Genomic DNA, 21,233 nt, shown 5'->3' on the forward strand with positions numbered 1-21,233 from the left:
GGCAGGTGCGCTCAGGCGGCCGGGGCGCCCGATTCGTCCGCGCGCAGCAGGTCGCGCAGCTTGAATTTCTGGATCTTTCCGGAGGGCGTGGACGGCATGGTCTCGCGCACCACGAGGCGCTCCGGGATGTACTGCAGCGCCACCTTCTCGGCCTTGAGGAAGGCGACGATCGACGGCAGGTCGACCTGCCGCCCCGGCCTGGGCACCACCACCGCGCAGGCGCGCTCGCCCAGGCGCTCGTCGGGGTAGGCGACCACCGCAGCCATGGCCACGTCGGGGTGGCGGTACAGCAGCGACTCGATCTCGACCACGGGGATGTTCTCGCCGCCGCGAATGATCACGTCCTTGGTGCGCCCGGCGATGCGCACGTAGCCGCGCTCGTCGATGCGCGCGAGGTCGCCGGTGTCGAACCAGTCCGCCGCGTCGGTGCCGTTGAGCTGCGGGCGCTGCAGGTAGCCGCCGAAGTTGGAGCAGGCGCGCAGCAGCAGCTTGCCGACCTCGCCCGCCGGCAGCGCGAGGCCGTCGACGTCGACCACCTTGAGCTCCACGCCGGGCAGCGGGCAGCCGTCGGTGTGGATGGAACGCTCGTCGTCGTCGTCCAGCCGCGTGAGCGTGACGGCGCCGTTCTCGGTCATGCCCCAGGCCGACACGATCTTGGCGCCCAGCGCCTGGCGCGCCTGCTCGACCAGCGCGCCCGGAATGGGCGCGCCGGCGCAGAGAAAGGCGCGCAGCGTGGGCACCGCCGTGCCCGACTCGGCCACGGTCTTCGACAGGTCGGACAGGAAGGGCGTGGACGCCATGGTGAAGCTCACGCCCTCGGCGTTGATCGACGCGATGGCCTGCTTCGGCTCCCAGATGTCCTGCAGCACCACCGAGGCCTGCAGCACGATGGGCATCATGAGCCCGTACATGAAGCCGGTCTGGTGCGCCATGGGCGAGGCCATGAGCACCACGTCGCCGGCGCCCAGGCCCAGGCGCTGCGCGTAGGGCACGATGTTGGCCATGGTGGTGTTCGCCGAGTGCATCACGCCCTTGGGCTCGCCGGTGGTGCCCGAGGTGTAGATGAGCTGGGTCACGTCGTCGGGGCCGGGCCGGTGCTGCTGCAGGATCTGCGCGGCATCGGGCTCCTGCTCCCATGCGGGGCCGGCCAGCAGTGCCTCGAAGCTGTTGGCGCCGCTGCCGCCGACCACCACCACCTGCGCCAGGTCGGGCAGGCCGGCCTGCAGGCCCATGGCCATCTGTTCGAAGTCGAAGCCCCGGAAGCGCGCCGGCACGACCAGCACCTTGGCCGCACCGTGCCGCAGCATGAACGACAGCTCGCGCTCGCGGAAGATGTGCATCAGCGGGTTCATCACCGCGCCGATGCGCGAGCAGGCCAGGTAGGTCAGCGTGAACTCCCACCAGTTGGGCAGCTGGCAGGCCACCACGTCGTTGCGGCCCACGCCCAGCCGCGCCAGGCCGACGGCGATGCGGTCGGCCATGCGGCCCAGCTCGCGGTAGGTGAAGCGCACGGTGGCGGCCTCGCCCTCCCCGTCCTTCACGCGCACCGCGGTGAGCGCCACCTTGTCGGGACAGGCGGCAATGCAGGCGTCGAGCGCATCGTTGATGGTGCGGTCGTGCCACAGGCCCTGGGCCACCATGCGCGCGCGGCGCGGGGGCAGCAGTACGGCGTCGAATTCCATGATGTCGTGTCTCCTCTTGTTGTGCGAACCGGAAAACCAGGAACCGCCGACTACGCCGGCACCGCCGAGCGCCCGGCGCGCGTGCGGGCGACGATGGTCTTCATGATCTGGGCCGTGCCGTCGCCGATCTGGAAGCCCAGCACGTCGCGCAGGCGCTGCTCCATCGGCCCACGGTCGTAGCCGCCGTGGCCGAACATCAGCAGGCACTGATGGATGGCGTCGTAGGCCAGCTTGGGGCCCCACCACTTGCACATGGCGGCCTCGGCGGTGTGCGGCGCGCCCTTGTCCTTGAGCCACAAGGTCTGCAGGCACAGCAGGCGCGCGGCCTCGATCTGGGTGTCGAAGTCGGCCAGCGGATGCGACACGCCCTGGAACGCCGACAGCGGCTTGCCGAAGGCCTCGCGCTGCGCCACGTACTCCCAGGTTTCTTCCAGCGCCACGCGCGCCACGGCCAGCACCTGCAGCCCGATGAGCGCGCGCGAGAAGTCGAAGCCCTGCATGACCTGCACGAAGCCCTTGTTCTCCTCGCCCAGCCGGTGGTCGACGGGCACGCGCACGTTCTCGAAGAACAGCGAGCCGCGCCCGATGGCGCGCTGGCCGTGGCAGTCGAAGCGGTTGCGCGTGACGCCGGGCAGGTCCATCGGCACCAGCAGCGCGGTCACGCCGTGGGCCGCCGACTCGATGCTGCCGGTGCGGCCGAACACCACGGCGGCGTCGGCCTGGTCGGCGGCCGAGATGGAGGTCTTCTCGCCGTTGAGCACGTAGTGATCGCCCACGCGCTCCACGCGCAGGCGCAGGTTGGCGGCGTCGGAGCCGCCGCGCGGCTCGGTCAGCGCAATGGCGAACAGCGCCTCGCCCTGCGTGAGCTTGGCCAGCCACGGCGCCACCACCTCGGGCCGGCCGTGCTCGCACAGGATCTGCCCGTTGAGCGAGGCCAGCAGGTTGATGTAGCTCAGGCTCAGGTCGGCGCGGGCGATCTCTTCGTGGATCACGCCGGCCGCCAGGCAGCCCAGGCCCTGGCCGCCGTGGGCCTCGGGCAGCTCGGGCGCGATGAAGCCCATCTCGCCCATCTCGCGCATCAGCGCGCGGTCGAGCACGCGCGTGGCATCGCGCTCCAGGAAGCCGGGCGCCACGCGCCCGGTGGCGAAGCGGCGCGCATGCTCGGCCAGCGTCGCCAGGTCGTCGTCGATGTACGGGTTCATCGCGGTGGTCCTGCTGCGGCTACTTGGCGTACTTGCGGAACTCGGGCTTGCGCCGTTCCTGCAGGGCCGCGACGCCCTCGCGCGACTCTTCGGTGTCGTAGTACAGCTTGAGCGCGTACATGCCCAGGCCCGCGATGCCGGCCTGGTGCGCCGTGTCGGCGTTGAAGCTGCGCTTGGCGATGGCCAGCGCGGTGGGGCTGCGCTCGCAGATTTCCTCGGCCCATTTCTGCACCTCGGCGTCGAGCTGCTCGTGCGGCACGACGGCGTTGGCCAGGCCCATGGCCACGGCCTCGGCGCCGCTGTAGCGGCGGTTGAGGTACCAGATCTCACGCGCCTTCTTCTCGCCGACCACGCGGGCCAGGAAGGCGGTGCCGTAGCCCGGATCGACCGAGCCCATCTTCGGACCGACCTGGCCGAACACGGCCTTCTCGGACGCGATGGTCAGGTCGCAGATGGTGCACAGCACGTTGCCGCCGCCGATGGCAAAGCCCTGCACGCGCGCGATGACGGGCTTGGGCACGTTGCGGATGGCGTCGTGCAGCTCTTCCATCGGCAGGCCGATGGTGCCGCGCCCGTCGTAGTTGCCGTTGTGGGCCGACTGGTCGCCGCCGGTGCAGAAGGCCTTCTCGCCGGCGCCGGCCAGCACGATGGCGCCCACGCCGCGGTCATAGCCCGCGCGGTTGAGCGCGCGGATGATCTCGTCGCAGGTCTGGCCACGGAAGGCGTTCATCTTCTCGGGGCGGTTGATGGTGATCCACGCCACGCCGTTGCGCACGTCGTAAAGGATGTCTTCGAAGTCGGGGGATGCCATGGGGGTCTCCTGAAAGGTGTCGGGTGTGTGGGGGGTCAGCCGTTCATCGTCAGGCCGCCCGAGACGCTGAGCACCTGCCCGGTCACGAAGGCCGCGTCGTCGCTGGCGAAGAAAAGAATGGCGCCCGGCAGGTCGTTCGGCTGGCCGATGCGGCCCAGCGGAATGGAGCGCGTGAAGGCCTCCATGAGCTTCTCGGGGTTGCCCGCGCCTTCCTTGTATTCGGCGAACAGCGCGGTGTCGGTGGGGCCGGGGCACACGACGTTCACGGTGATGCCGTGGCGCGCGTGCTCGCGGGCGATGGTCTTGGAGAACGCCACCAGCCCACCCTTGCAGGCCGCGTACACCGCCTCGCCCGAGGAGCCCACGCGCGCCGCGTCGGAAGCGATGTTGACGATGCGCCCCGCCTTGCGCGCGGCCATGCCGGGCAGCACGGCGTGGTGCATGTGCAGCGCGCCGGTGAGGTTGATGGCGATGAGCTTGTCCCACTGCGCGGGCTCGGTCTTGGTGAAGGGCTTGAACACGTCCCAGCCGGCGTTGTTGACCAGCACGTCGACCGGGCCGAAGCGCTCCACCACGGCGGCCACGGCCGCGTCGACGCCGGGGCGGTCGGTGATGTCGCAGCGGAAGGCCTGGGCCTGGCCGCCGTCGGCGCGGATCTGCGCGGCCACCGCTTCGGCGGCCTCGAGGTTCATGTCGAACACCGCCACGCGGGCGCCGTCCTGGGCGAAACGGCGGCTGGTGGCGCCGCCGATGCCGCCACCGCCGCCGGTGACGATCACTGTCTTGTCCTGAAATCGCTGCATCTGGTTCTCCTGGGGTGCGAGGGCTTGCTATATCGTTGGGCCGTTGGGCGCCACTTTTGAGGCATTTACGTAAATACGTTGACGTATTATGAGATGCTGCCGCGGCGTCGCGCAAGCCTTTCCGAAAGAAAAAACATGCCAAACACTAGTGAAAACACCGACGCAGCACGCATGGCGCTGGCCAACCGGGTGTTCTTTCGCCTCTATCAATGCGCAAACATGTTGCATAAAACCGGCAGCCGCGCGGTCGAGGCCGAGGGCCTGACGACGCAGCAATGGGCCGTGCTCGGCGCCCTGTCGCGCGACGAGGCCGAGGGAGGAATGAGCGTGGGGGACCTGGCGCGCTACCTGAAGGTCAGCCGCCAGAACCTGTCGGGCCTGGTCAGCCGCATGGAGCGCGACGGGCACGTGACGACCGCGCCCGACAGCCGCGACCGGCGGTCACGGCTGGTCACGATGACCGGGTCGGGGCAACACGTGTGGAAGGCGGAAGCGCAGCCGAAGATCTACGCCTACTACGAGCAGGTGCTCGACGGGTTCTCGGTGAACGACGTCACGCACACCCTGCACTACCTGCTGAAGCTGCTCGACAACATGCAGCGGGTGGACGATGCGCAGGGGGGAGCGGAAGAGCCGGCGGAATGACGCCGGCCCCCGCGGCCTGAATCAGGCCTTGGCCAACCGCTTGGCCATGCTCCAGCGGTGCACCTCGGAAGGGCCGTCATAGATCCGGAAGGCCCGCATGTCGCGGAAGATGCGCGCGGCCACGGTCTCGTCCGACACGCCGCTCGCGCCCAGGATCTGCACCGAGCGGTCGACCACGCGCCACTCGGCCTCCGAGCACAGCACCTTGGCCACGCTCGACTCGTGGCGGCCCTTGCCGCCCTGGTCGAGCACCCACGCGCAATGCCAGATGGTCAGGCGCGAGACGTGCAGGTCCATCTCGTTGTCGGCCAGCATGAAGCCCACGCCCTCGTGCTCCACCAGCGCATGGCCGAAGGCCTGGCGGCGGCGGGCGTAGTCGGCGGCGAGCTCGTGCACGCGGCGCGCGGCGCCGAGCCAGCGCATGCAGTGCGTGAGGCGCGCGGGCGCCAGCCGCACCTGCGCGTAGCGAAAGCCTTCGCCGATGGCGCCCAGCACGTCGGTGGCCGGCACGCGCAGGCCGTCGAAGCGCACCACGCCGTGGCCGCCGGTGAAGCAGCTGTCGAGCGCGTCGATCTGCCGCTCGATGACGATCTCGGGCTGGTCCATGTCGGCCAGGAACATGGTCGACGAGCCGTCTTCCATGCGCGCCATGATGATCGCGAAGCCCGCGCCGGTGGCGCCGGTGATGAACCACTTGCGCCCGGTGATCACGTAATGGTCGCCGTCGCGCACGGCCACGGTCTGCATCATCGACGGGTCGGAGCCGGCGCCGGGCGGCGGCTCGGTCATGCAGAAGCACGAGCGCACGTGGCCGTCGATGAGCGGCTGCAGCCAGCGCGCCTTCTGCGCCGGCGTGGCCACCACCTCCATCAGGTGCACGTTGCCTTCGTCGGGCGCGTGGATGTTGAGGGCCACCGGGCCGAGCGGCGAGTAGCCCGCCTCCTCGAACACGATGGCCTTGTCGACGTGCGACAGGCCCAGCCCGCCGTGTTCCTTGGACGCATGCGGCGTGAGCAGGCCGGCGCGGCGCGCGCGTGCCACCAGCTCGTCGCGCAGCGCCTCGGCGGGGCCGTGCGAATCCTGCCGGGGGTCGGATTCGAGCGGAATCACCTCCTCGGCGATGAAGCGGCGCGTTCGTTCCTGCAGGTCGAGCTGGGCTGGGGTGAGGCTGAAGTCCATGGGGACGCTCCTTCTTTCTCTGTGAAATTCAAGGATGGACGGATTGAAGACAATGCGGCGCATGGTGCCGACGCGGGCGCGGGTTTCGAGTCGTGAGCGGGACAAGCCCGCCGGATTCGTCCGTTCCGACGATGCCGCGGCCCGGCCTGCGCCCAACACTGACACGCCATGAACACACCTGCAACCGACAACGACGCCGACATCCTCCTGCTCACCCGTCCGCAGGACGGCTGCGCCTGCCTCACGCTGAACCGCCCGCAGGCCATGAACGCCCTGTCGCTCGCGCTGCGGCGCGCGCTGGTGCGCACGCTCGACACGCTCGCGCAGGACGACAGCGTGCGCGTGCTGATCCTCACCGGCGCGGGCCGCGCCTTCTGCGCCGGCCTGGACCTGCGCGAGATCGACCCGGGCGCCATCACCGGCGACACCGGCACCGACGTGGCCACCGCGCTCGCGAACTTTCCGCGCCCGGTGATCGGCGCCGTGAACGGCGCGGCCATCACCGGCGGCCTCGAGGTGGCGCTGGCTTGCGACCTGCTGGTCGCCTCGAGCGAGGCGCGCTTTGCCGACACCCACGCGCGCATCGGCGTGATCCCGGGCTGGGGGCTGTCGCAGCGGCTGTCGCGGCTCATCGGCATCGCGCGTGCGAAGGAGATGGCCTTCAGCGGCAACTTCGTCGGCGCCGAGCAGGCCGAGCGCTGGGGGCTGGTCAACCGCGTGACCACGCCCGAGCAGTTGATGCCCCAGGCGCTGGCCTTGGCCGCCGACATCGCGAGCGCGCTGCCCGAGATGCTGCCGGTCTACAAGCGCCTGATCGACGACGGCCATGCGCGCAGCTTCGCCGAAGGCATGGCGCTGGAGCAGGCCGCCACGCGCGAGTGGGCCGCGTCGCTCACGCCCGAGGTGCTGCGCGCGCGGCGCGAGGCGGTGCAGGCGCGCGGGCGGGCGCAGAAGGGCTGACGACGGCCCTTCGCCCCGGCCTCAGCGCGGCGCCATCCGGATCGCGCCGTCCAGCCGCACGCTCTCGCCGTTGAAGTAGCCGTTGGTGATCATCAGTTCGGCCAGCGTCGCGTACTCGGCCGGGTTGCCCAGGCGCTTGGGGAACGGCACCGAGGCGGCCAGCGCGGCCTTCACGTTGTCGGGGGCGCCCTGCAGCAGCGGCGTGTTGAAGATGCCCGGCAGGATGGTGTTCACGCGGATGCCCTCGCCCATGAGGTCGCGCGCGATGGGCAGCGTCATGCCGACCACGCCGGCCTTCGAGGCGGTGTAGGCGGCCTGGCCCATCTGGCCGTCTTGCGCCGCGACCGAGGCGGTGTTGACGATGGCGCCGCGCTCGCCGTCTTCCAGCGCATCGAGCGTGAGCATGCCGGCCGCCGACTTGGCGATGCAGCGGAAGGTGCCCACGAGGTTGATCTGGATGATGCGGTCGAAGTTGGCGAGCGGAAAGTGCTTGATCTCGCCCGAAGCCTTGTCACGGCTCGCGGTCTTCACCGCGTTGCCGGTGCCGGCGCAGTTGACCAGCACGCGCTCCTGGCCGTGCGCGGCACGCGCCTTGGCGAAGGCCGCGTCGACCTGCTCTTCCGACGTGACATCGACCTTGCAGAACACGCCGCCCAGTTCCTTGGCCAGGGCCTCGCCCTGCTCCACGTTGAGGTCGAACAGCGCGACCTTCACGCCGTGGCTGGCCAGGCGGCGCGCGGTGGCGGCGCCGAGGCCCGAGGCGCCGCCCGTGACGACGGCGGCAATGCTGGAATCGAGTTGCATCTCTTGTTGTCCTTGGATAGAGAGAGAAAGGAAGAAAGAAAGAAAACCGAAAACGCCTGCCGTTCAGACCGGGTAGTAGCGCAACTTGCGCGCCGCCATCTCGCGCATGCGCGCCGTGGGCACATACGGCGCGCCGAGCGCCGCATGTTTGTCGCACAGCGCGACCACGCGGTCCAGCCCCAGCCAGTCGGCGTACTTGAGCGCCCCGCCCGCATAGGCCGGAAAGCCCACGCCGAGCAGCAGCGCCATGTCGAGCTCGGCCGGCGTGGCGACCACGCCGTCTTCGAGCGCGTGCGCGGCCTCGACGATCATCGGCAGCATCATGCGTTCAACGATCTCCGCGTCCGCGAAGTCGCGCCGCCCTTGCGGCTGCAGCGTGGCGACCAGCGCATGCGCCTCGGGCGCGGCCGACTTGCGCGGGCGGCCCGTGGGGTCGTTCTCGTAGCGGTAGAAACCCGCGCCGTTCTTCTGGCCGTAGCGCTTGTTCGCCACCATGAGCTTCACGGCATTGCGTTCGAGGGCCGGCATGCGCTGCGGGTAGCCCGCGGCGATCACGTCGCCCACGTGCGCGCCCACGTCCATGCCCACCACGTCCTGCAGGTAGGCCGGGCCCATGGGCCAGCCGAAGGCTTCCATCGCGCGGTCGACCGCCTCGAAGTCGGCGCCATCGGCCACCAGCTGCACGAAGGCGTTGATGTACGGCGTGAGGATGCGGTTGACCAGGAAGCCCGGGCAGTCCTTCACCACGATGGGCGTCTTGCCCATGGCCACGGCATAGCCCACGGCGGTGGACACGGCGGCATTGCTGGTCTTCGCGCCCTGGATCACTTCCACCAGCTGCATCACCGGCACAGGGTTGAAGAAGTGCATGCCGACAAAGTCTTCAGGCCGCGCAAGCGGCTGGGCGATGTCGTCTATGCGCAGGCTCGAGGTGTTCGAGGCGATCACCGTGCCGGGCTTCACGCTGCCTTCCAGCGCGGCCAGCACCTTGCGCTTGACCTCGAGGTTCTCGACCACGGCCTCGACCACGCAGTCCACGCTGTCGAAGCCGGCCTCGTCGAGCTGCGGCACGATCGACGCTTGAATGGCGTCGGCCTTGGCCTGCCCGAGCCGGCCGTTCTTCACCTGCTTGGCCAGCTGCTTGCCGGCCTCGGCCATGCCCAGGTCGAGCTGCGGCTGCGCGATGTCCTTCATGCGCACCGACGTGCCGCGCAGCGCGCTGGTGTAGGCGATGCCGCCGCCCATGATGCCGGCGCCGAGCACGGCCGCCTGCTTCACCGGACGGCCTTCGCGCGCGTGGCGCTTGTAGAGCTTCTTGAGCGCCTGGTCGTTGAGAAAGGCCTGCACCAGCGAGGCCGCAGCCTGCGTCTTCGCGACGCGGCCGAAGGCGGCCGACTCGAGGTCGAGCGCGCCGGCGCGGTCGCGGCCGGCGGCCTCGGCCATCATTTCGAGCGCGATGATCGCCGCGGGCTGGTGCTTTCCGCTGTGCGCCGCCACCTGCGTGCGCGCGGTCTCGACCAACGCACCGGCCTCTTGCGCCGACAGCGCCAGCGGCGCGCGCTTGCGTTGCTGCGCCGCCTGCCAGTCGATCTCGCCGCGCACCGCGCGCTGCAGCAGCGCGAGCGCACGGTCGCGCAGGGCCTCGGGCGCGGCGACCTCGTCGGTCACGCCCGCAGCCAGCGCGGCCGGCGCCTTGGCCGGCTTGCCGCTCGCCACCCAGTCGATGGCCGTGGCCAGGCCCGCCAGGCGCGACAGCCGCACCGTGCCGCCGAAGCCGGGGAACAGTCCGAGCTTCACCTCGGGCACGCCGACCTGCGCCGTGTCGGCCATCACGCGCAGCGGCGCGAGCATCGCCAGCTCCAGCCCGCCGCCGAGCGCGAAGCCGTTGATGGCGACCACGCTGGGCACCTTCAGGTCCTCGAAGGCATTGAACAGCTCGTTGCTGGCGCGCACGCCGCGCGCGATGTCGGCCTCGGCCTGCTGGAAGGTGGCACCGAACTCGGTGATGTCGGCACCGACGATGAACACGTCTTTCGCGCTCGTCACGAGCACGCCGCGCACATCGGACGAGGCCGCGATGCGTTCGGTGGCCTGGCGGAACTCGTCGACGGTGCGTGCGTCGAGCTTGTTGATGGCCTCGCCGCGCCGGTCGAAGCGCAGCTCCACCAGACCGTCCTGCAACGGCAGGACTTCGATACTTTCGCCTTGGAACAAAGGGGGTCTCCTCGCGGCCGGCGACGCGCCAGCCTGTGGGAAAAAGTTTAGGGACGCGCCCTGCGCGCAGGCATCGTCCGAAGCGACGATTACAGACGGCCGCGCGCCTGCAGGTAGTCGCGCACCGCCTCGGCGGCGGGGTCGCCGACCACGGCGAACTCGTCGGTGAAGAAGATCGGCGAGGCCGCCAGGTCGATGAAGCGGCGCTCGTCCGCGAGCAGCTCGGCGCTCGCGCGGCGGGCTTCCTCGCGCCTTGCACCGGTGCGCGCTTCGAGGCTGTCCCACCACAGCTCGGCCACGCCGTCGAAAGGCGCGGGGCTGCCGCGCGGCACGGCCAGCGGCTGCACCAGCGCATCGTCGAGCGCGTGCGACTGCACGTAGCGCCGCAGGCCCAGCACCTCGGCACGCTCGGCGACGAGCGGCGCATGCACGTTTCGCCAGTGGTGCTGGAACTGCGCGCGGTCCAGGTGCGGCAAGCGCCGCAGGCAGAAGACGAGCTTGATCATCGGCGCACCCGGATCAGCCCTTCCTGCGCGACCGAGGCCACGAGCCGGCCGGCGCGATCGAACAGCGCGCCGCGGCAAAAGCCCCGCGCATGCTCGGCCGAGGGCGAGTCGGCGTCGTACAGCAGCCAGTCGTCGCAGCGGAAGTCGCGGTGGAACCACATCGCGTGGTCCAGGCTCACGCCCTGCACGCCGGGTTGCTGAAACGCCAGGCCGTGCGGCTGCATCGCCACGCCCATGAAGCTGTAGTCGGAGGCATAGGCCAGCAGGGCCTGGTGCAGCAGCGGGTCGTCGGGCAGCGCGTCGGCGGTGCGCAGCCAGAGCTGGCTGTGTGGCGGGCGCGGGCCGGCCGTGACCGGGTCGCGCGGATCGACGTAGCGGAACTCGATCGGCCCCTCGACGCGCACGCGCGGACCGGCGCGCGGCGTGAGGTCTTCGGGCGGCGGCGCCTCGGGCATGGCGCACTGGTGCGACACGCCCTCTTCGCGCCGGTGGAACGAGGCCGACATGTGGAAGATCGGCTCGCCATGCTGGATGGCAACCACGCGCCGCGTGGTGAAGCTCGCGCCGTCGCGGATGCGGTCCACGTCGTAGACGATGGGCGCGGCCTTGTCACCCGCGCGCAGGAAGTAGCCGTGCAGCGAATGCGCCGCATGCCCGTCGACCGTGCGGGCCGCGGCCATCAGCGCCTGACCGAGCACCTGGCCGCCGAAGACGGCGGGCGCGCCGATGTCGGTGCTGGTGCCGCGAAACAGGTTCTTCTCCAGCTGTTCGAGCTGCAGCTGCGCGACCAGCGACTGCAGCGCTTGCGCGCGGCCTGGGCTCACGCGACCTGCTCCACGGGATAGAACAGCGTGTTCGATTGCGCGCGCTGGCGCAGTGCGGCCGTGGGCTTGAAGCGCTCGCCGTGGCGCTCGGCCAGCGCGTCGCAGCGCGTGACGAAAGCCGAGAGGCCGACGGTCTCGATGTACGAGAGCGTGCCGCCGGTCCAGTCGGGGTAGCCCAGCGCGAGCACGGCGCCGAGGTCGGCCTCGACCGGCTGCTTCAGCACGCCTTCTTCGAGGCAGCGCGCCGCTTCGAGCGCGAGCAGCGACAGCAGGCGTTCGCCGACGGCGCGTGCGTCGGGCTGCGATGCAGAGGCTTGTGTCGCGGTGGCTTCGGCAACCAATGGGCTTTCGCCAAACCCAGCCTGCCGCGCGGCATTCGCAATCAGCGCAGGCGACACGCCCTCGCTCAACAGCGCCGCACCTTCATTGCGATACAGCTGCCGCAGCCGTTCGACATACGCAGCATTGACTGCACCCAAGTCGCCCTTGCGCCGCAGCGCCGCGCCCCGGTTCACGAACAGCGTGCGCATCAGGTTGCGCGCCACCGGGCCGGCCAACAAGGGGCCGAAGTACTGCGCCTCGACCGCCAGGCCCGCGTCCATCGGCAGCTGCGTGCCTTCGTACACGGCCGACAGGATGGCCAGCGGCGCCGGCAGCTGGTCGTGCGTGTCGCGCCGCACCTGCGCCAGCGTCGCGCCGAAGCTCGCGCCCGCATGCGGTGCGAGTGCGCCCGCGCCGCCCGGCACCTGGAAACCCTTCACGTCCCACGGCTGCTGGCCGGCGTCGGGGTGGTCGAGCACCCAGCGACGGGCCACGGCCACGAGCTGGTCGGCCGGCGCGAGCGCATCGACCATGCCCAGCGCCAGCGCCTCGGCCGGCGCCACATGCCGGCCCGACAGCAGCAGCGGCAGCGCGCGCGCAATGCCGATGAGGCGCGGCAGCCGCTGCGTGCCGCCGCCCACGGGCAGCAGGCCGACCGTGACTTCGGGCAGCCCGACCACTGCGCGCGGCTCGTCGAGCAGCACGCGGTGATGGCAGGCCAGCGCCAGTTCGAAACCGCCGCCCAGCGCCACGCCGTTGATGGCCGCCGCCACGGGCTTGCCGCAGCGCTCCAGCTCGCGCAGCGCGCGCCCGCCGGGCGCGATCGCCTCGATGGCCTCGGCCGCGCCGCCGCCCGTGGCGTGAAAGCCCACGAGGTCCTTCAGGTCGGCCCCGGCCATGAAGCCGCTGGCCTTGCCCGAGGTGATGACCGCGCCGCGCACGTCGGCGCGCTGCGCGATCTGCGCCACGGCCTCGCGCAGGTCGGCCGTGAAGCCGGGCGTGAACACGTTCATCGGCCGCTCGGGCACGTCGAGGGTGAGGAGCGCGACGCCGTCGGCATCGACCTCGAATCGGATGTGGGAAGGCATAAGAGAAATGAAAGAGAAGACGTGCTGCTCAGACGCGTTCGATCACCAGCGCGGTCGACTGCCCCGCCGCGGCGCACAGCGTGACCAGGCCCAGGCGCGCGTCACGCCGCTCCAGCTCGTCGAGCAGCGTGCCCGTGAGGATCGCGCCGGTCGCGCCCAGCGGGTGGCCCAGCGCGATGGCGCCGCCGTTCACGTTGATGCGCGCGGGGTCGATGTCGAAGTGGCGCGCATAACGCATCGGCACCACCGAGAAGGCCTCGTTCACCTCGAACAGGTCGATGTCGCCGATGGCCAGGCCGCAGCGCGCCAGCAGGCGCTCGGTGGCGGGCATCGGGCCGCCCAGGCTCAGCAGCGGCTCGTCGGCGCACGAGGCGCTGCCGACGATGCGCGCGCGCGGCGTCAATCCGTTGCGCGTGCCGTAGTCGCGGTTGCCCAGCAGCACCGCGCAGGCGCCGTCGACGATGCCGCTCGAATTGCCGCCCGTGTGGATGGGCGCGATGTGCGAGAGCTGCGGGTAGCGCTGCAGCAGGATGGCTTCGTAGCCCTGCGCGGCCACGCCGGCGAAGGCGGGCTTGAGCTTGGCCAGGTCGGCCATCGTGGTGCCGGGGCGGTTGGCCTCGTCCTTCGCGAGCACGGTGCGGCCGAGCCGGTCGCGCACGGGCACGAGCGAGCGGTCGAAGCGGCCCTCGGCCTGCGCCACGGCGGCGCGGCGCTGGCTTTCCATGGCGTAGGCATCGACCGCCTCGCGGTCCACGCCATCGAGCATGGCCATGAGGTCGGCCGCCACGCCGTTGGGGATGTAGGGGTAGCGCTGGCCCACGGCGGGGTCGGTGTAGACCGCGCCGCCGTCGCTGCCGATGGTCACGCGCGACATCGACTCCACGCCGCCGCCGATCACCGCGTCGGCCTGGCCCGAGGCCACGAGACCGAAGCCCATCTTCAGCGTGTCGAGCGCCGAGGTGCAGAAGCGGTTGAGCTGGAAGCCCACCACGCTGTCGCCATAGCCCGCCGACAGCAGCGCGACGCGCGCGATGTCGGCGCCCTGCTCGCCCACCGGCATCACCACGCCCAGGCCCACGTCCTCGATCTGCGTGGGGTCGAGCGCATGGCGTTCGCGCAGCGCCTGCAACACCTGCGTGGCCAGCTGCACCGGCGTGATGGGGTGCAGCGCACCGTCGGCGCGCCCCTTGCCGCGCGGCGTGCGCACGTGGTCGTAGATGAAAACGTCGTCGGTCATGGGCAGGGCGCTGCCCGGGTGCGCAAGGCCACCGGATGCAGGGGAATTCAGTTTGTCTGCGGCCAGTTTAGGAAGCAGAATCGGTTGCCGGAATCGTCGGAAGCGACGGAATTTCCAGGCACTCACTCCCCCTTCGCGATGCCTGCTCCAGCCCCCGTTCCCCCTTCTTCGCTCCGGATTCTCGAGACCAAGCTGAACCCGCCGGCCTTCGTGGCCACGCAGGTGCCGCGCACCGCCATCAGCGAAGAGATCGCGGCCGCCACCGTCAAGCTCGTGCTGGTGCGCGCGCCCGCCGGCTTCGGCAAGACCACCGCCATGGCACAGATCCGCGAACGCATGGACGCGCAGGGCATCGCCACCGCCTGGCTCACGCTCGACCGCGCCGACAACGACGTGTCGCGCTTTCTCAACTGCCTGGCCGAGGCCGTGCAGCGTATCGGCGTGGACGAGCCCGCAAGCCACGCGCCCTTCGACGCCGTGGCCGCGCTGGCCGCGCACGATTCGCCCTTCACGCTGTTCCTGGACGACTTCGAGGTGGTGCAGGAGCCCGCCGTGCTCGGCCTCGTGCGCGAGCTGGTCGAACACCTGCCGCGGCGCGGGCAGATCGTGATCGGCTCGCGCAGCCTGCCCGACCTCGGGCTGGGCCGGCTGCGCGCGCGCGGCCAGCTCATCGAGATCGACACCGACCGCCTGCGCTTCACGCTGGAAGAAACCAGCGCCTTCATCGGCCTGCGCCAGGCGCACACGCCGCACGCCGCCGCGCAGCCGCCGCAGGCGCTGCCGGCCGACCTGCTCTCGCAGCTGCACCGCAAGACCGAAGGCTGGGTGGCGGCCATCTGGCTGGCGTCGATGGCGCTGGAGCGACACGGCATCGAGACCGGCTTCATCGAACGCTTCTCGGGCTCCGACCGCGCCGTGGCCGACTACCTGGCCGAAGACGTGCTCGCGCACCAGCCGCCCGAGATCCACGACTTCCTGCTGCGCACCAGCATCCTGCGCCAGCTCGACGCCTCGGTGTGCCAGGCACTCAACCCGCGCGGCGACAGCGCCGTCATCCTCGAGCAGCTGGCCGCCGCCAACCTGTTCCTCACGCCCGTGAGCGGCGATGCCGGCGGCGAGGTGCGCGCGTGGCGCTACCACAGCCTCTTTGCCGACTTCCTGCGTGCGCAGCTGGCGCGCGAGCGGCCGGGCGAACTCGCGCGGCTGCACCTGGCGGCCTCGGGCTGGTACGAGTCGCACGGCCGGCCCGTGCCCGCCATCGACCATGCCATCGAGGGCGGCGACCATCCGCACGCGCTCACGCTGCTCGACAGCTACGCCGAGCAGTTCCTCGAACAGGGCCGCATGCGCATGCTGGCGCGCTGGTTCTCGGCCATTCCCGAACATCAGCTGCGCGAGCATCCGTTCCTGCAGCTCATCGCGCTGTGGGCCACCTGCTTCACGCACGGCCCGTGGGACGCCATGCGGCTGCTCGAACAGTCGGGCTGCCTCGACAGCCCCATTCCCGAGGTGCGCGCCAACGCCCACACGCTCATTCCGCTGCTGCTGGCCATGGAAGACCAGCACGACGCCGCGTATGAAGCCGGCCGCGAGAGCCTCGCGCGCCTGCCCACCGGGCTGGCCTTTGCCGAAGGCGTGCTGCTCAATGCCATGGCCCACATCCTCGCCGTGCGCGGCGACCAGCGCGAGGCGCAGCGCCTGCTCGAGGCCGCGCGGCGCGAGCAGGGCAACAGCACCTTCAACCGCATGTACACCGAGTCGCTGGCGGGCCTGTTCGACCTCACCGAAGGCCGGCTGCGCCAGGCCACCGCGCGGCTGCGCATGGCGGTCGACTCCACGCATGCCGTGTCGTACAACCACAGCCACGGCAACGCCTGGGCCGGCGTGCTGTACGCGGGCGCCGTGTACGAGACCAACCAGCTGGTGCAGGCCGAGCACCTGCTGAACGTGTACCTGCCGCTGGCGCGCGACGTGGGCCTGCCCGACCACATGATCCTGAGCCACGTCATGCGCTCGCGCATCGCCTTCCACGCGGGCGACATCGACGCCGCGTTCCAGGCGCTCACCGAACTCGAATACCTCGGCCACCACCGCCAGCTGCCGCGCGTGGTCGCGGGCGCCAAGCTGGAGCGCGCCCACATGCTGCTGTTGCAGGGCAACGGCCCCGCCTCGCGCGACGAGCTGCAACGCGCCGACGACCCCGAGCTGTGGGAGCGCGAGCGCCGCCAGCGCCTGCCCGCGCACGACCTCGACTACCTCGCGCTCGCGCGGGCGCGCTGGGACATTGCCTTCGGCGACGCGCGCGCGGCCCTCACCGTGCTCGACGCCGAGCTGCACGCCGCCGTGGCCGCCAACCGCAACCGACGCGCGCTCAAGCTGCGCGTGTTGCGCGCGCTGGCGCTGCAGCGCGCGGGCGACCTCGCCACCGCCATCGAAGAGATCGGCGCCGTGCTGCAGGCCGCGAGCCAGGAAGGCTTCGTGCGGCTGATCCTCGACGAAGGCCCGGCCGTGGGCACGCTGGTGCACCGCTATGCCGCCGCCATGCAGCAAGAAGCGGGTGCCGTGGCGCCCGTGCTGCGCAGCGACCCGATCCTGGCCGACTACCTGCAGCGGCTGCTGCAGGTGCTGGGCCCGCCGCCCTCGCCGATCGACGCCGAGGCGCCCTCGGGCGACGCCACCAAGGAGCCGCTCACGCGCAAGGAGATCCGCGTGCTGCAGCTCCTGGCCGAGGGCTACTCGAACAACGCGATGGGCGAGAAGCTGTTCGTGTCGGAGAGCACGGTGCGCACGCACCTGCGCAACATCCACATGAAGCTGGGTGCGAAGCGGCGCACGGAGGCGGTGGCGATTGCGCGCAAGCTCGGCGTGATCCGCTAGCCCAAAAAAAAGGGCCCGCCCGCCGACACATGGCAGACGGGCCCAAACCCTCGCCTTTCGTCAGAACGACACGTTCAGATTCGCCTTCACCGACTGGTCGCGCGCCTTGCCTCCGAACTGCCCGCCATACGACACGCCGAAGGTCGCGCGCGGCGAGAACGCGAAGTCCATGCCGAGTTGCAGCACCGCCGCGTTCTTCGCCACTGCGACGCCCGCGATGTCCGAGAAGCCGGTGGCGCCCGGCAGCGCAACGCTGGTGAAGGGCGTCAGGTCGCCGTAGGCGCGGCGCCAGCCGACCATGCCCTTGAGCGTGGCGTCGACACTGCCCAGGCGCACCGCAGTCGATGCGCGCAGGCCCAGCGTCGACAGGCCGACGTTCGCGCTGCCGCTGCGCGCCTGCAGCGCCGCCCACGTGCCGCGCTCGGAGAACGCGTCGGTGTGCAGCGTGACGTGCGCGAGGTTGGCGAAGGGCTCCAGTGCCACGTCGCCGGCGGCCAGGCTGTAGCCCACTTCGCCGAAGACCTGCGTGGTCGATGCGTCGTGGTTACTCTTGAGCGAATCCGCCAGGCCCGTCACGCGCGCCTGGCGCGTGGTGTCCACGTCGTGCCGCGCGTAGGCTGCGCCGGCGCGCAGGGCCCACGAACCGCGCGTGGTGCCGCCGTACAGGCCCAGGTGGTAGGTGGTGGCATCGCCCGAGGACGAACGCGCGCCCACGTCGAACTTGCTGCGGCTGTAGCCGCCGGCCACGCCCAGGCGCACGTTGTCGCCCACGCGGGTGTCGCCGCCCATCAGCAGGCCGTCGACCGAGCGATCGAGCCGCGCGGCGTTGCCGTCGCCGCGCGCACGGCCGGTCGAATGCAGGGCCTGGCTCCAGAAGACCGTCTCGCCCGTGGTCGGTGCGGCCATGTGCGACTGGCCGGCGCCGTCGTTGATCTTGACCTGCGCCGTGGACGCGCCCGCCGTGCCGGCCGAGGCACGCAGGCGCTCCAGCGCGGCCTCACGCACGAAGCGGCTGTCCTCGATGAGCGCGGTCTTCGCGGAGGCATGCACTTCGCCCGACAGACTGTCGAAGGCCGTGCGCGCGGCCGGCACGCTCTCCAGCTGCAGCGCGGCCGCCAGCGCCGGGCTCCATGCAGCCGCGCCATCGAGATTGCCACCGATCGCACGCTGGTTGCCCGACTGCGCGACCGACGCGAACGACACGCTGTTGCGCATGGCTTCCGTGTAGACCTGCGTCGCGGTGTAGCCCAGCTTCGGCGAGAGGAAGAGGTAGTCCTTGGCCACGCTGAAATCGGTGAAGGTGCCGCTCACGCCGCCCTCGGCGTTCAGCAGCGTGTAGCGCGCGCCCAGAACGTAGCCGCCGAGCACGCGCACCGTGCCGCCTTCGAGCGTGGCGTGGCCGCTGACGTCGAGCCGGTCGGCCTGCGCGTCGGTGCCGCTCAGTTCGGCCTCGAAGGTCGAGCCCGGTGCGAAGCGTGCGTTGCCGGCCACGTGCAGCGTGCCGATGGAGTTGCCCGGCGCCACCACACCGCCCGCCGCGACGGTGGTGCTGCCGACCGTGCCGTTGCCCTGCAGGCGCCCACCCGACAGCACGGCCATCGTGCCGCCCAACGTGCCGTTGACCGACAGCATGCCCTGCGCCACCGAGGTCCTGCCGGTGAAGGCGCCGGAGTCGCCGGTGAGCTCGAAGCTGCCCGTGCCCGCCTTGACGAGGCCGCCGCTGCCGCTGAAGCGGCCCGCGAACTGCGTCGACCGGTCGTTGCCGCCGGTGGTCAGCGTGCCGGTGCCCACGGCGACGTCGCCCGCGCCGGCCAGCGAGCCGATGGTGGCGTCGAAGCCGTTGAGGTCGAGCCTGGCCTTGCCGGCCACCGTGAACGCGCTGGCGTTCGACAGGCCCGTGGCCGAGCCCGCGCGCAGCGTGCCGCCCTGGACCCAGGTCGCACCGCTGTAGCTGTTGGCGCCGCTCAAGGTGGTGACGCCTTCGCCGGTCGTGCCGCCCGTGGTGCGCAGGTCGCCCGCGCCGGTGATGTTGTAGGTGAAGTCGTAGGCATCGCTTCGGTCGATGGCGAAGCTGGCGCCCGCGTCGATGGCCACGTGGCTGGTGATGGAACCGGTGGTGCCGCCCTCGCCCAGGGCGAGTTCGCCGGCCTGGACATGCGTGTCGCCCGAGTAGGTGTTGGTGCCCGTGAGCACCAGCCGCCCGGCGCCGGCCTTCACGAGGCTGCCGCGGTAGTCTTCGTCGGTCTTGCTGCGCAGGTGGGTCAGGCGGTCCCAGTCGACGTTGATCGCTCTTGCCCTGTCCTCGACAGTCGTCATGATTTCTTCCGCCGGAATCACCATGTACGGAGGGAGTTCGGTCCACAGGGGGTCTCCGGGCCCGGCCAGTCGGCGCAGGCTCTCGAATATCTCGGCGGTGCCCTTCGCGAGCGGGTTGGCCTTCGCTGCGGCCAGGGCGTCGGCGAAGTCACCACCCGACAACATGGCCGTGCGCAGCGCCTGAAGCAGCGCGACGGCCTCATCACCCAGGGGCTTGAAGGCGTCCGGGGCAATCGGCCCCTTCACGAGCGCACCCAGGCGCACGATCTCGGCGGCTTCTTCCTGCTTGCGCTGGACCAGCCCCGTTTCCGAGATGTCGTGGCGCCACGTATCGGCCATCCCACCAGGCATGTCGATGACCGTGCGCTTGAGCAGCTGGCCCGGCCCCTTCATGGCGTTCTCGAGGTTGACGAGGCCCCAGCCGATCACCGCATCGGGCGCCGTCTGGCGCGTGCCGTCGAGCTTCGTGGCCGTGGTGAGAAGCACCTGCAGCGCCTGCTCGTTGGTCATGTACGGAAAGCGCTCCATGATGACGCCCAGGGCCCCCGTGGCATGCGGCGCCGCCATCGAGGTGCCGGTGTAGGTCCCGTAGGCCCCGTCGAACACGGTGCTCGTGATACCGGCCCCGGGGGTGGCCACGCACCAGTACTTGGCGATGCCGCACTTGTTGAGGGAGCTGTGCTGCTGGTAGCCCGTTTTTGTCTGACTGGCCCCCGTCACCGTCAACCAATGCCCCTCCACGTCGGGCCTGAAATAAGGAAGCGCCCCGCGCGCCGCCGGATTGGCCTGCCCCTGGTTGTCGGCGGCGAACACCTGGATGACCCCTTCCTTGCCATCGGCCTGGGGCTTCGTGGCGTCGATCGCGGCATCGACCCAGGACGGCCCGCGCAGGTACTGCAGGTAGTCGGCGGTGACCGCATTCTGTGTGCTGAAATTCCGATTGCTCGGATTGCCCCAGCTGTTGTTGATGACCCGCACGCCCGCGTCGCGCATGCCCTGGTAGAGGTTGCGGAAGTTCTCGGTGGTGGCGAGGGGGTAGCTGTCCGGACTCAACCCGGCACTCGAACTCAGCGCGTCGGGCGCATTGGTGTTGCCCACGAACACGTGGGCATTGAACGCTACGCCGTGCATGTTGTTCTTGACGTCCTGCCCGTCCCGGCTGGCGCCCACGGTGCCGGACACGTGGGTGCCGTGGAAACCGTAGCCCACGTCTTTGCCGTTGAGCACGGACCCATCCGCCGCGAACTCGCTGTACGCCCCGTTGGACGTCGCCGTCACCAGCGCCGTGAAGCGCGTGAGCGGCAGCTCGCGCGTGTGGCGCACGTCGAAGCCCGAGTCGATGACGCCCAGCTTCACGCCCTTGCCGGTGAACCCCGCCGCGTAGGCGTACTCGGTCTTCATCGCCCCGAGCCCCCAGTCGGCCAGGAACTCCTTCGTGCGCCAGCTGGCCGGGTTGCCGATCATGCCGGGGTCGCCCGGATAGGCCTGTGCACCGGCCGCGGAGGCCAGCATCGAACCCAGCACGCACACGGCGGCGCGGGCCACGGCCCTGCGCTTGAACTTCGGTGATCTCGTCATGACGGAACGAACCCTCTCTGTCTTGGAATGGAATGAAAAGACCGTTGCCCTGCCGGTGAAGCCATGTCGGGGAGACATCGCGCACGGGCCGGTTAACGGTCGTTAAATTCTGGAAAGAGGGGGCGTTCTTTGTGATCTCGTCGGGGCTTGTTCCGATACTTTGGAATCCTGACGCTGGAGTTTTTC

The 21,233-nt window shown here is 70.6% G+C and carries 15 protein-coding genes; 3 read left to right on the forward strand and 12 right to left on the reverse strand.

Annotated features, from left to right (window positions below):
• Nucleotides 1-11: 11 nt before the first annotated feature.
• From aliA to badH, 4 genes are read right to left on the reverse strand one after another with little or no spacing between them, the layout of a single operon-like run.
• Nucleotides 12-1,682, reverse strand: coding sequence for a cyclohexanecarboxylate-CoA ligase (gene aliA / locus AC07SQ_RS09845; protein ID WP_495271994.1), 1,671 nt, complete (start codon nt 1,680-1,682; stop codon nt 12-14).
• 50 nt (nt 1,683-1,732) lie between these two features.
• Complete coding sequence (gene aliB / locus AC07SQ_RS09850) at nt 1,733-2,884, reverse strand: cyclohexanecarboxyl-CoA dehydrogenase (protein WP_095746838.1); 1,152 nt, start codon at nt 2,882-2,884, stop codon at nt 1,733-1,735.
• Nucleotides 2,885-2,903: 19 nt separating this feature from the next.
• On the reverse strand, nt 2,904-3,695 hold the full coding sequence (gene badI, locus AC07SQ_RS09855; protein WP_095947987.1) for a 2-ketocyclohexanecarboxyl-CoA hydrolase: 792 nt from the start codon (nt 3,693-3,695) through the stop codon (nt 2,904-2,906).
• 35 nt (nt 3,696-3,730) lie between these two features.
• A complete protein-coding gene (gene badH, locus AC07SQ_RS09860; protein WP_056577609.1) occupies nt 3,731-4,498 on the reverse strand; it encodes a 2-hydroxycyclohexanecarboxyl-CoA dehydrogenase in 768 nt (255 codons plus the stop codon).
• 135 nt (nt 4,499-4,633) lie between these two features.
• Between badH and AC07SQ_RS09865 the strand changes: the two genes are divergently transcribed.
• Nucleotides 4,634-5,143, forward strand: coding sequence for a MarR family winged helix-turn-helix transcriptional regulator (locus AC07SQ_RS09865; RefSeq protein ID WP_495271993.1), 510 nt, complete (start codon nt 4,634-4,636; stop codon nt 5,141-5,143).
• A 21-nt stretch (nt 5,144-5,164) separates the two neighbouring features.
• Here the strand turns inward: AC07SQ_RS09865 and AC07SQ_RS09870 are convergent, their stop codons facing one another.
• A complete protein-coding gene (locus AC07SQ_RS09870) occupies nt 5,165-6,322 on the reverse strand; it encodes an acyl-CoA dehydrogenase family protein (RefSeq protein WP_062478158.1) in 1,158 nt (385 codons plus the stop codon).
• A 168-nt stretch (nt 6,323-6,490) separates the two neighbouring features.
• Between AC07SQ_RS09870 and AC07SQ_RS09875 the strand changes: the two genes are divergently transcribed.
• Nucleotides 6,491-7,282, forward strand: a complete 792-nt coding sequence (locus AC07SQ_RS09875; RefSeq protein ID WP_495271992.1) for an enoyl-CoA hydratase — start codon at nt 6,491-6,493, stop codon at nt 7,280-7,282.
• A gap of 21 nt (nt 7,283-7,303) precedes the next feature.
• On the opposite strand, the gene AC07SQ_RS09880 is transcribed toward AC07SQ_RS09875, so the two are convergent.
• From AC07SQ_RS09880 to AC07SQ_RS09905, 6 genes are all read right to left on the reverse strand, one after another.
• Nucleotides 7,304-8,086, reverse strand: coding sequence for an SDR family NAD(P)-dependent oxidoreductase (locus AC07SQ_RS09880; RefSeq protein ID WP_062478161.1), 783 nt, complete (start codon nt 8,084-8,086; stop codon nt 7,304-7,306).
• A 63-nt stretch (nt 8,087-8,149) separates the two neighbouring features.
• On the reverse strand, nt 8,150-10,300 hold the full coding sequence (gene fadB / locus AC07SQ_RS09885) for a fatty acid oxidation complex subunit alpha FadB (protein ID WP_495271991.1): 2,151 nt from the start codon (nt 10,298-10,300) through the stop codon (nt 8,150-8,152).
• Nucleotides 10,301-10,389: 89 nt separating this feature from the next.
• Nucleotides 10,390-10,806: an EthD domain-containing protein gene (locus AC07SQ_RS09890; RefSeq protein ID WP_495271990.1), complete on the reverse strand. Its 417-nt coding sequence runs from the start codon at nt 10,804-10,806 to the stop codon at nt 10,390-10,392.
• Nucleotides 10,803-11,630 carry an acyl-CoA thioesterase gene (locus AC07SQ_RS09895; RefSeq protein WP_495271989.1) on the reverse strand — a complete coding sequence of 276 codons (828 nt, stop codon included), beginning with the start codon at nt 11,628-11,630 and terminating at the stop codon, nt 10,803-10,805. Before AC07SQ_RS09895 ends, AC07SQ_RS09890 begins: the two co-directional genes overlap by 4 nt.
• A complete protein-coding gene (locus AC07SQ_RS09900) occupies nt 11,627-13,039 on the reverse strand; it encodes an enoyl-CoA hydratase-related protein (RefSeq protein ID WP_495271988.1) in 1,413 nt (470 codons plus the stop codon). The genes AC07SQ_RS09895 and AC07SQ_RS09900 overlap by 4 nt, the downstream gene beginning before the upstream one ends.
• A gap of 28 nt (nt 13,040-13,067) precedes the next feature.
• Complete coding sequence (locus tag AC07SQ_RS09905) at nt 13,068-14,276, reverse strand: acetyl-CoA C-acetyltransferase (protein WP_495271987.1); 1,209 nt, start codon at nt 14,274-14,276, stop codon at nt 13,068-13,070.
• A gap of 138 nt (nt 14,277-14,414) precedes the next feature.
• On the opposite strand from AC07SQ_RS09905, the gene AC07SQ_RS09910 reads away from it, so the two are divergent.
• Nucleotides 14,415-17,153, forward strand: a complete 2,739-nt coding sequence (locus AC07SQ_RS09910) for a winged helix-turn-helix domain-containing protein (protein WP_369630200.1) — start codon at nt 14,415-14,417, stop codon at nt 17,151-17,153.
• Between the two features lie 60 nt (nt 17,154-17,213).
• On the opposite strand, the gene AC07SQ_RS09915 is transcribed toward AC07SQ_RS09910, so the two are convergent.
• Entirely contained in the window at nt 17,214-21,047 is a 3,834-nt protein-coding gene (locus tag AC07SQ_RS09915; protein WP_495271986.1) for an autotransporter domain-containing protein, read from the reverse strand.
• Nucleotides 21,048-21,233 lie beyond the last annotated feature (186 nt).

The organism is Variovorax sp. GW821-FHT06D12 (assembly GCF_059419205.1).

Bases quoted from the DNA above. Each gene is read 5' to 3' on its own strand.
- aliB (WP_095746838.1), bottom strand. From the start codon at position 2,884: ATGAACCCGTACATCGACGACGACCTGGCGACGCTGGCCGAGCATGCG.
- AC07SQ_RS09905 (WP_495271987.1), bottom strand. From the start codon at position 14,276: ATGACCGACGACGTTTTCATCTACGACCACGTGCGCACGCCGCGCGGC.
- AC07SQ_RS09870 (WP_062478158.1), bottom strand. From the start codon at position 6,322: ATGGACTTCAGCCTCACCCCAGCCCAGCTCGACCTGCAGGAACGAACG.
- badH (WP_056577609.1), bottom strand. From the start codon at position 4,498: ATGCAGCGATTTCAGGACAAGACAGTGATCGTCACCGGCGGCGGTGGC.
- AC07SQ_RS09900 (WP_495271988.1), bottom strand. From the start codon at position 13,039: ATGCCTTCCCACATCCGATTCGAGGTCGATGCCGACGGCGTCGCGCTC.
- AC07SQ_RS09875 (WP_495271992.1), top strand. From the start codon at position 6,491: ATGAACACACCTGCAACCGACAACGACGCCGACATCCTCCTGCTCACC.
- AC07SQ_RS09880 (WP_062478161.1), bottom strand. From the start codon at position 8,086: ATGCAACTCGATTCCAGCATTGCCGCCGTCGTCACGGGCGGCGCCTCG.
- badI (WP_095947987.1), bottom strand. From the start codon at position 3,695: ATGGCATCCCCCGACTTCGAAGACATCCTTTACGACGTGCGCAACGGC.
- AC07SQ_RS09915 (WP_495271986.1), bottom strand. From the start codon at position 21,047: ATGACGAGATCACCGAAGTTCAAGCGCAGGGCCGTGGCCCGCGCCGCC.
- AC07SQ_RS09910 (WP_369630200.1), top strand. From the start codon at position 14,415: ATGCCTGCTCCAGCCCCCGTTCCCCCTTCTTCGCTCCGGATTCTCGAG.
- aliA (WP_495271994.1), bottom strand. From the start codon at position 1,682: ATGGAATTCGACGCCGTACTGCTGCCCCCGCGCCGCGCGCGCATGGTG.
- AC07SQ_RS09865 (WP_495271993.1), top strand. From the start codon at position 4,634: ATGCCAAACACTAGTGAAAACACCGACGCAGCACGCATGGCGCTGGCC.
- AC07SQ_RS09890 (WP_495271990.1), bottom strand. From the start codon at position 10,806: ATGATCAAGCTCGTCTTCTGCCTGCGGCGCTTGCCGCACCTGGACCGC.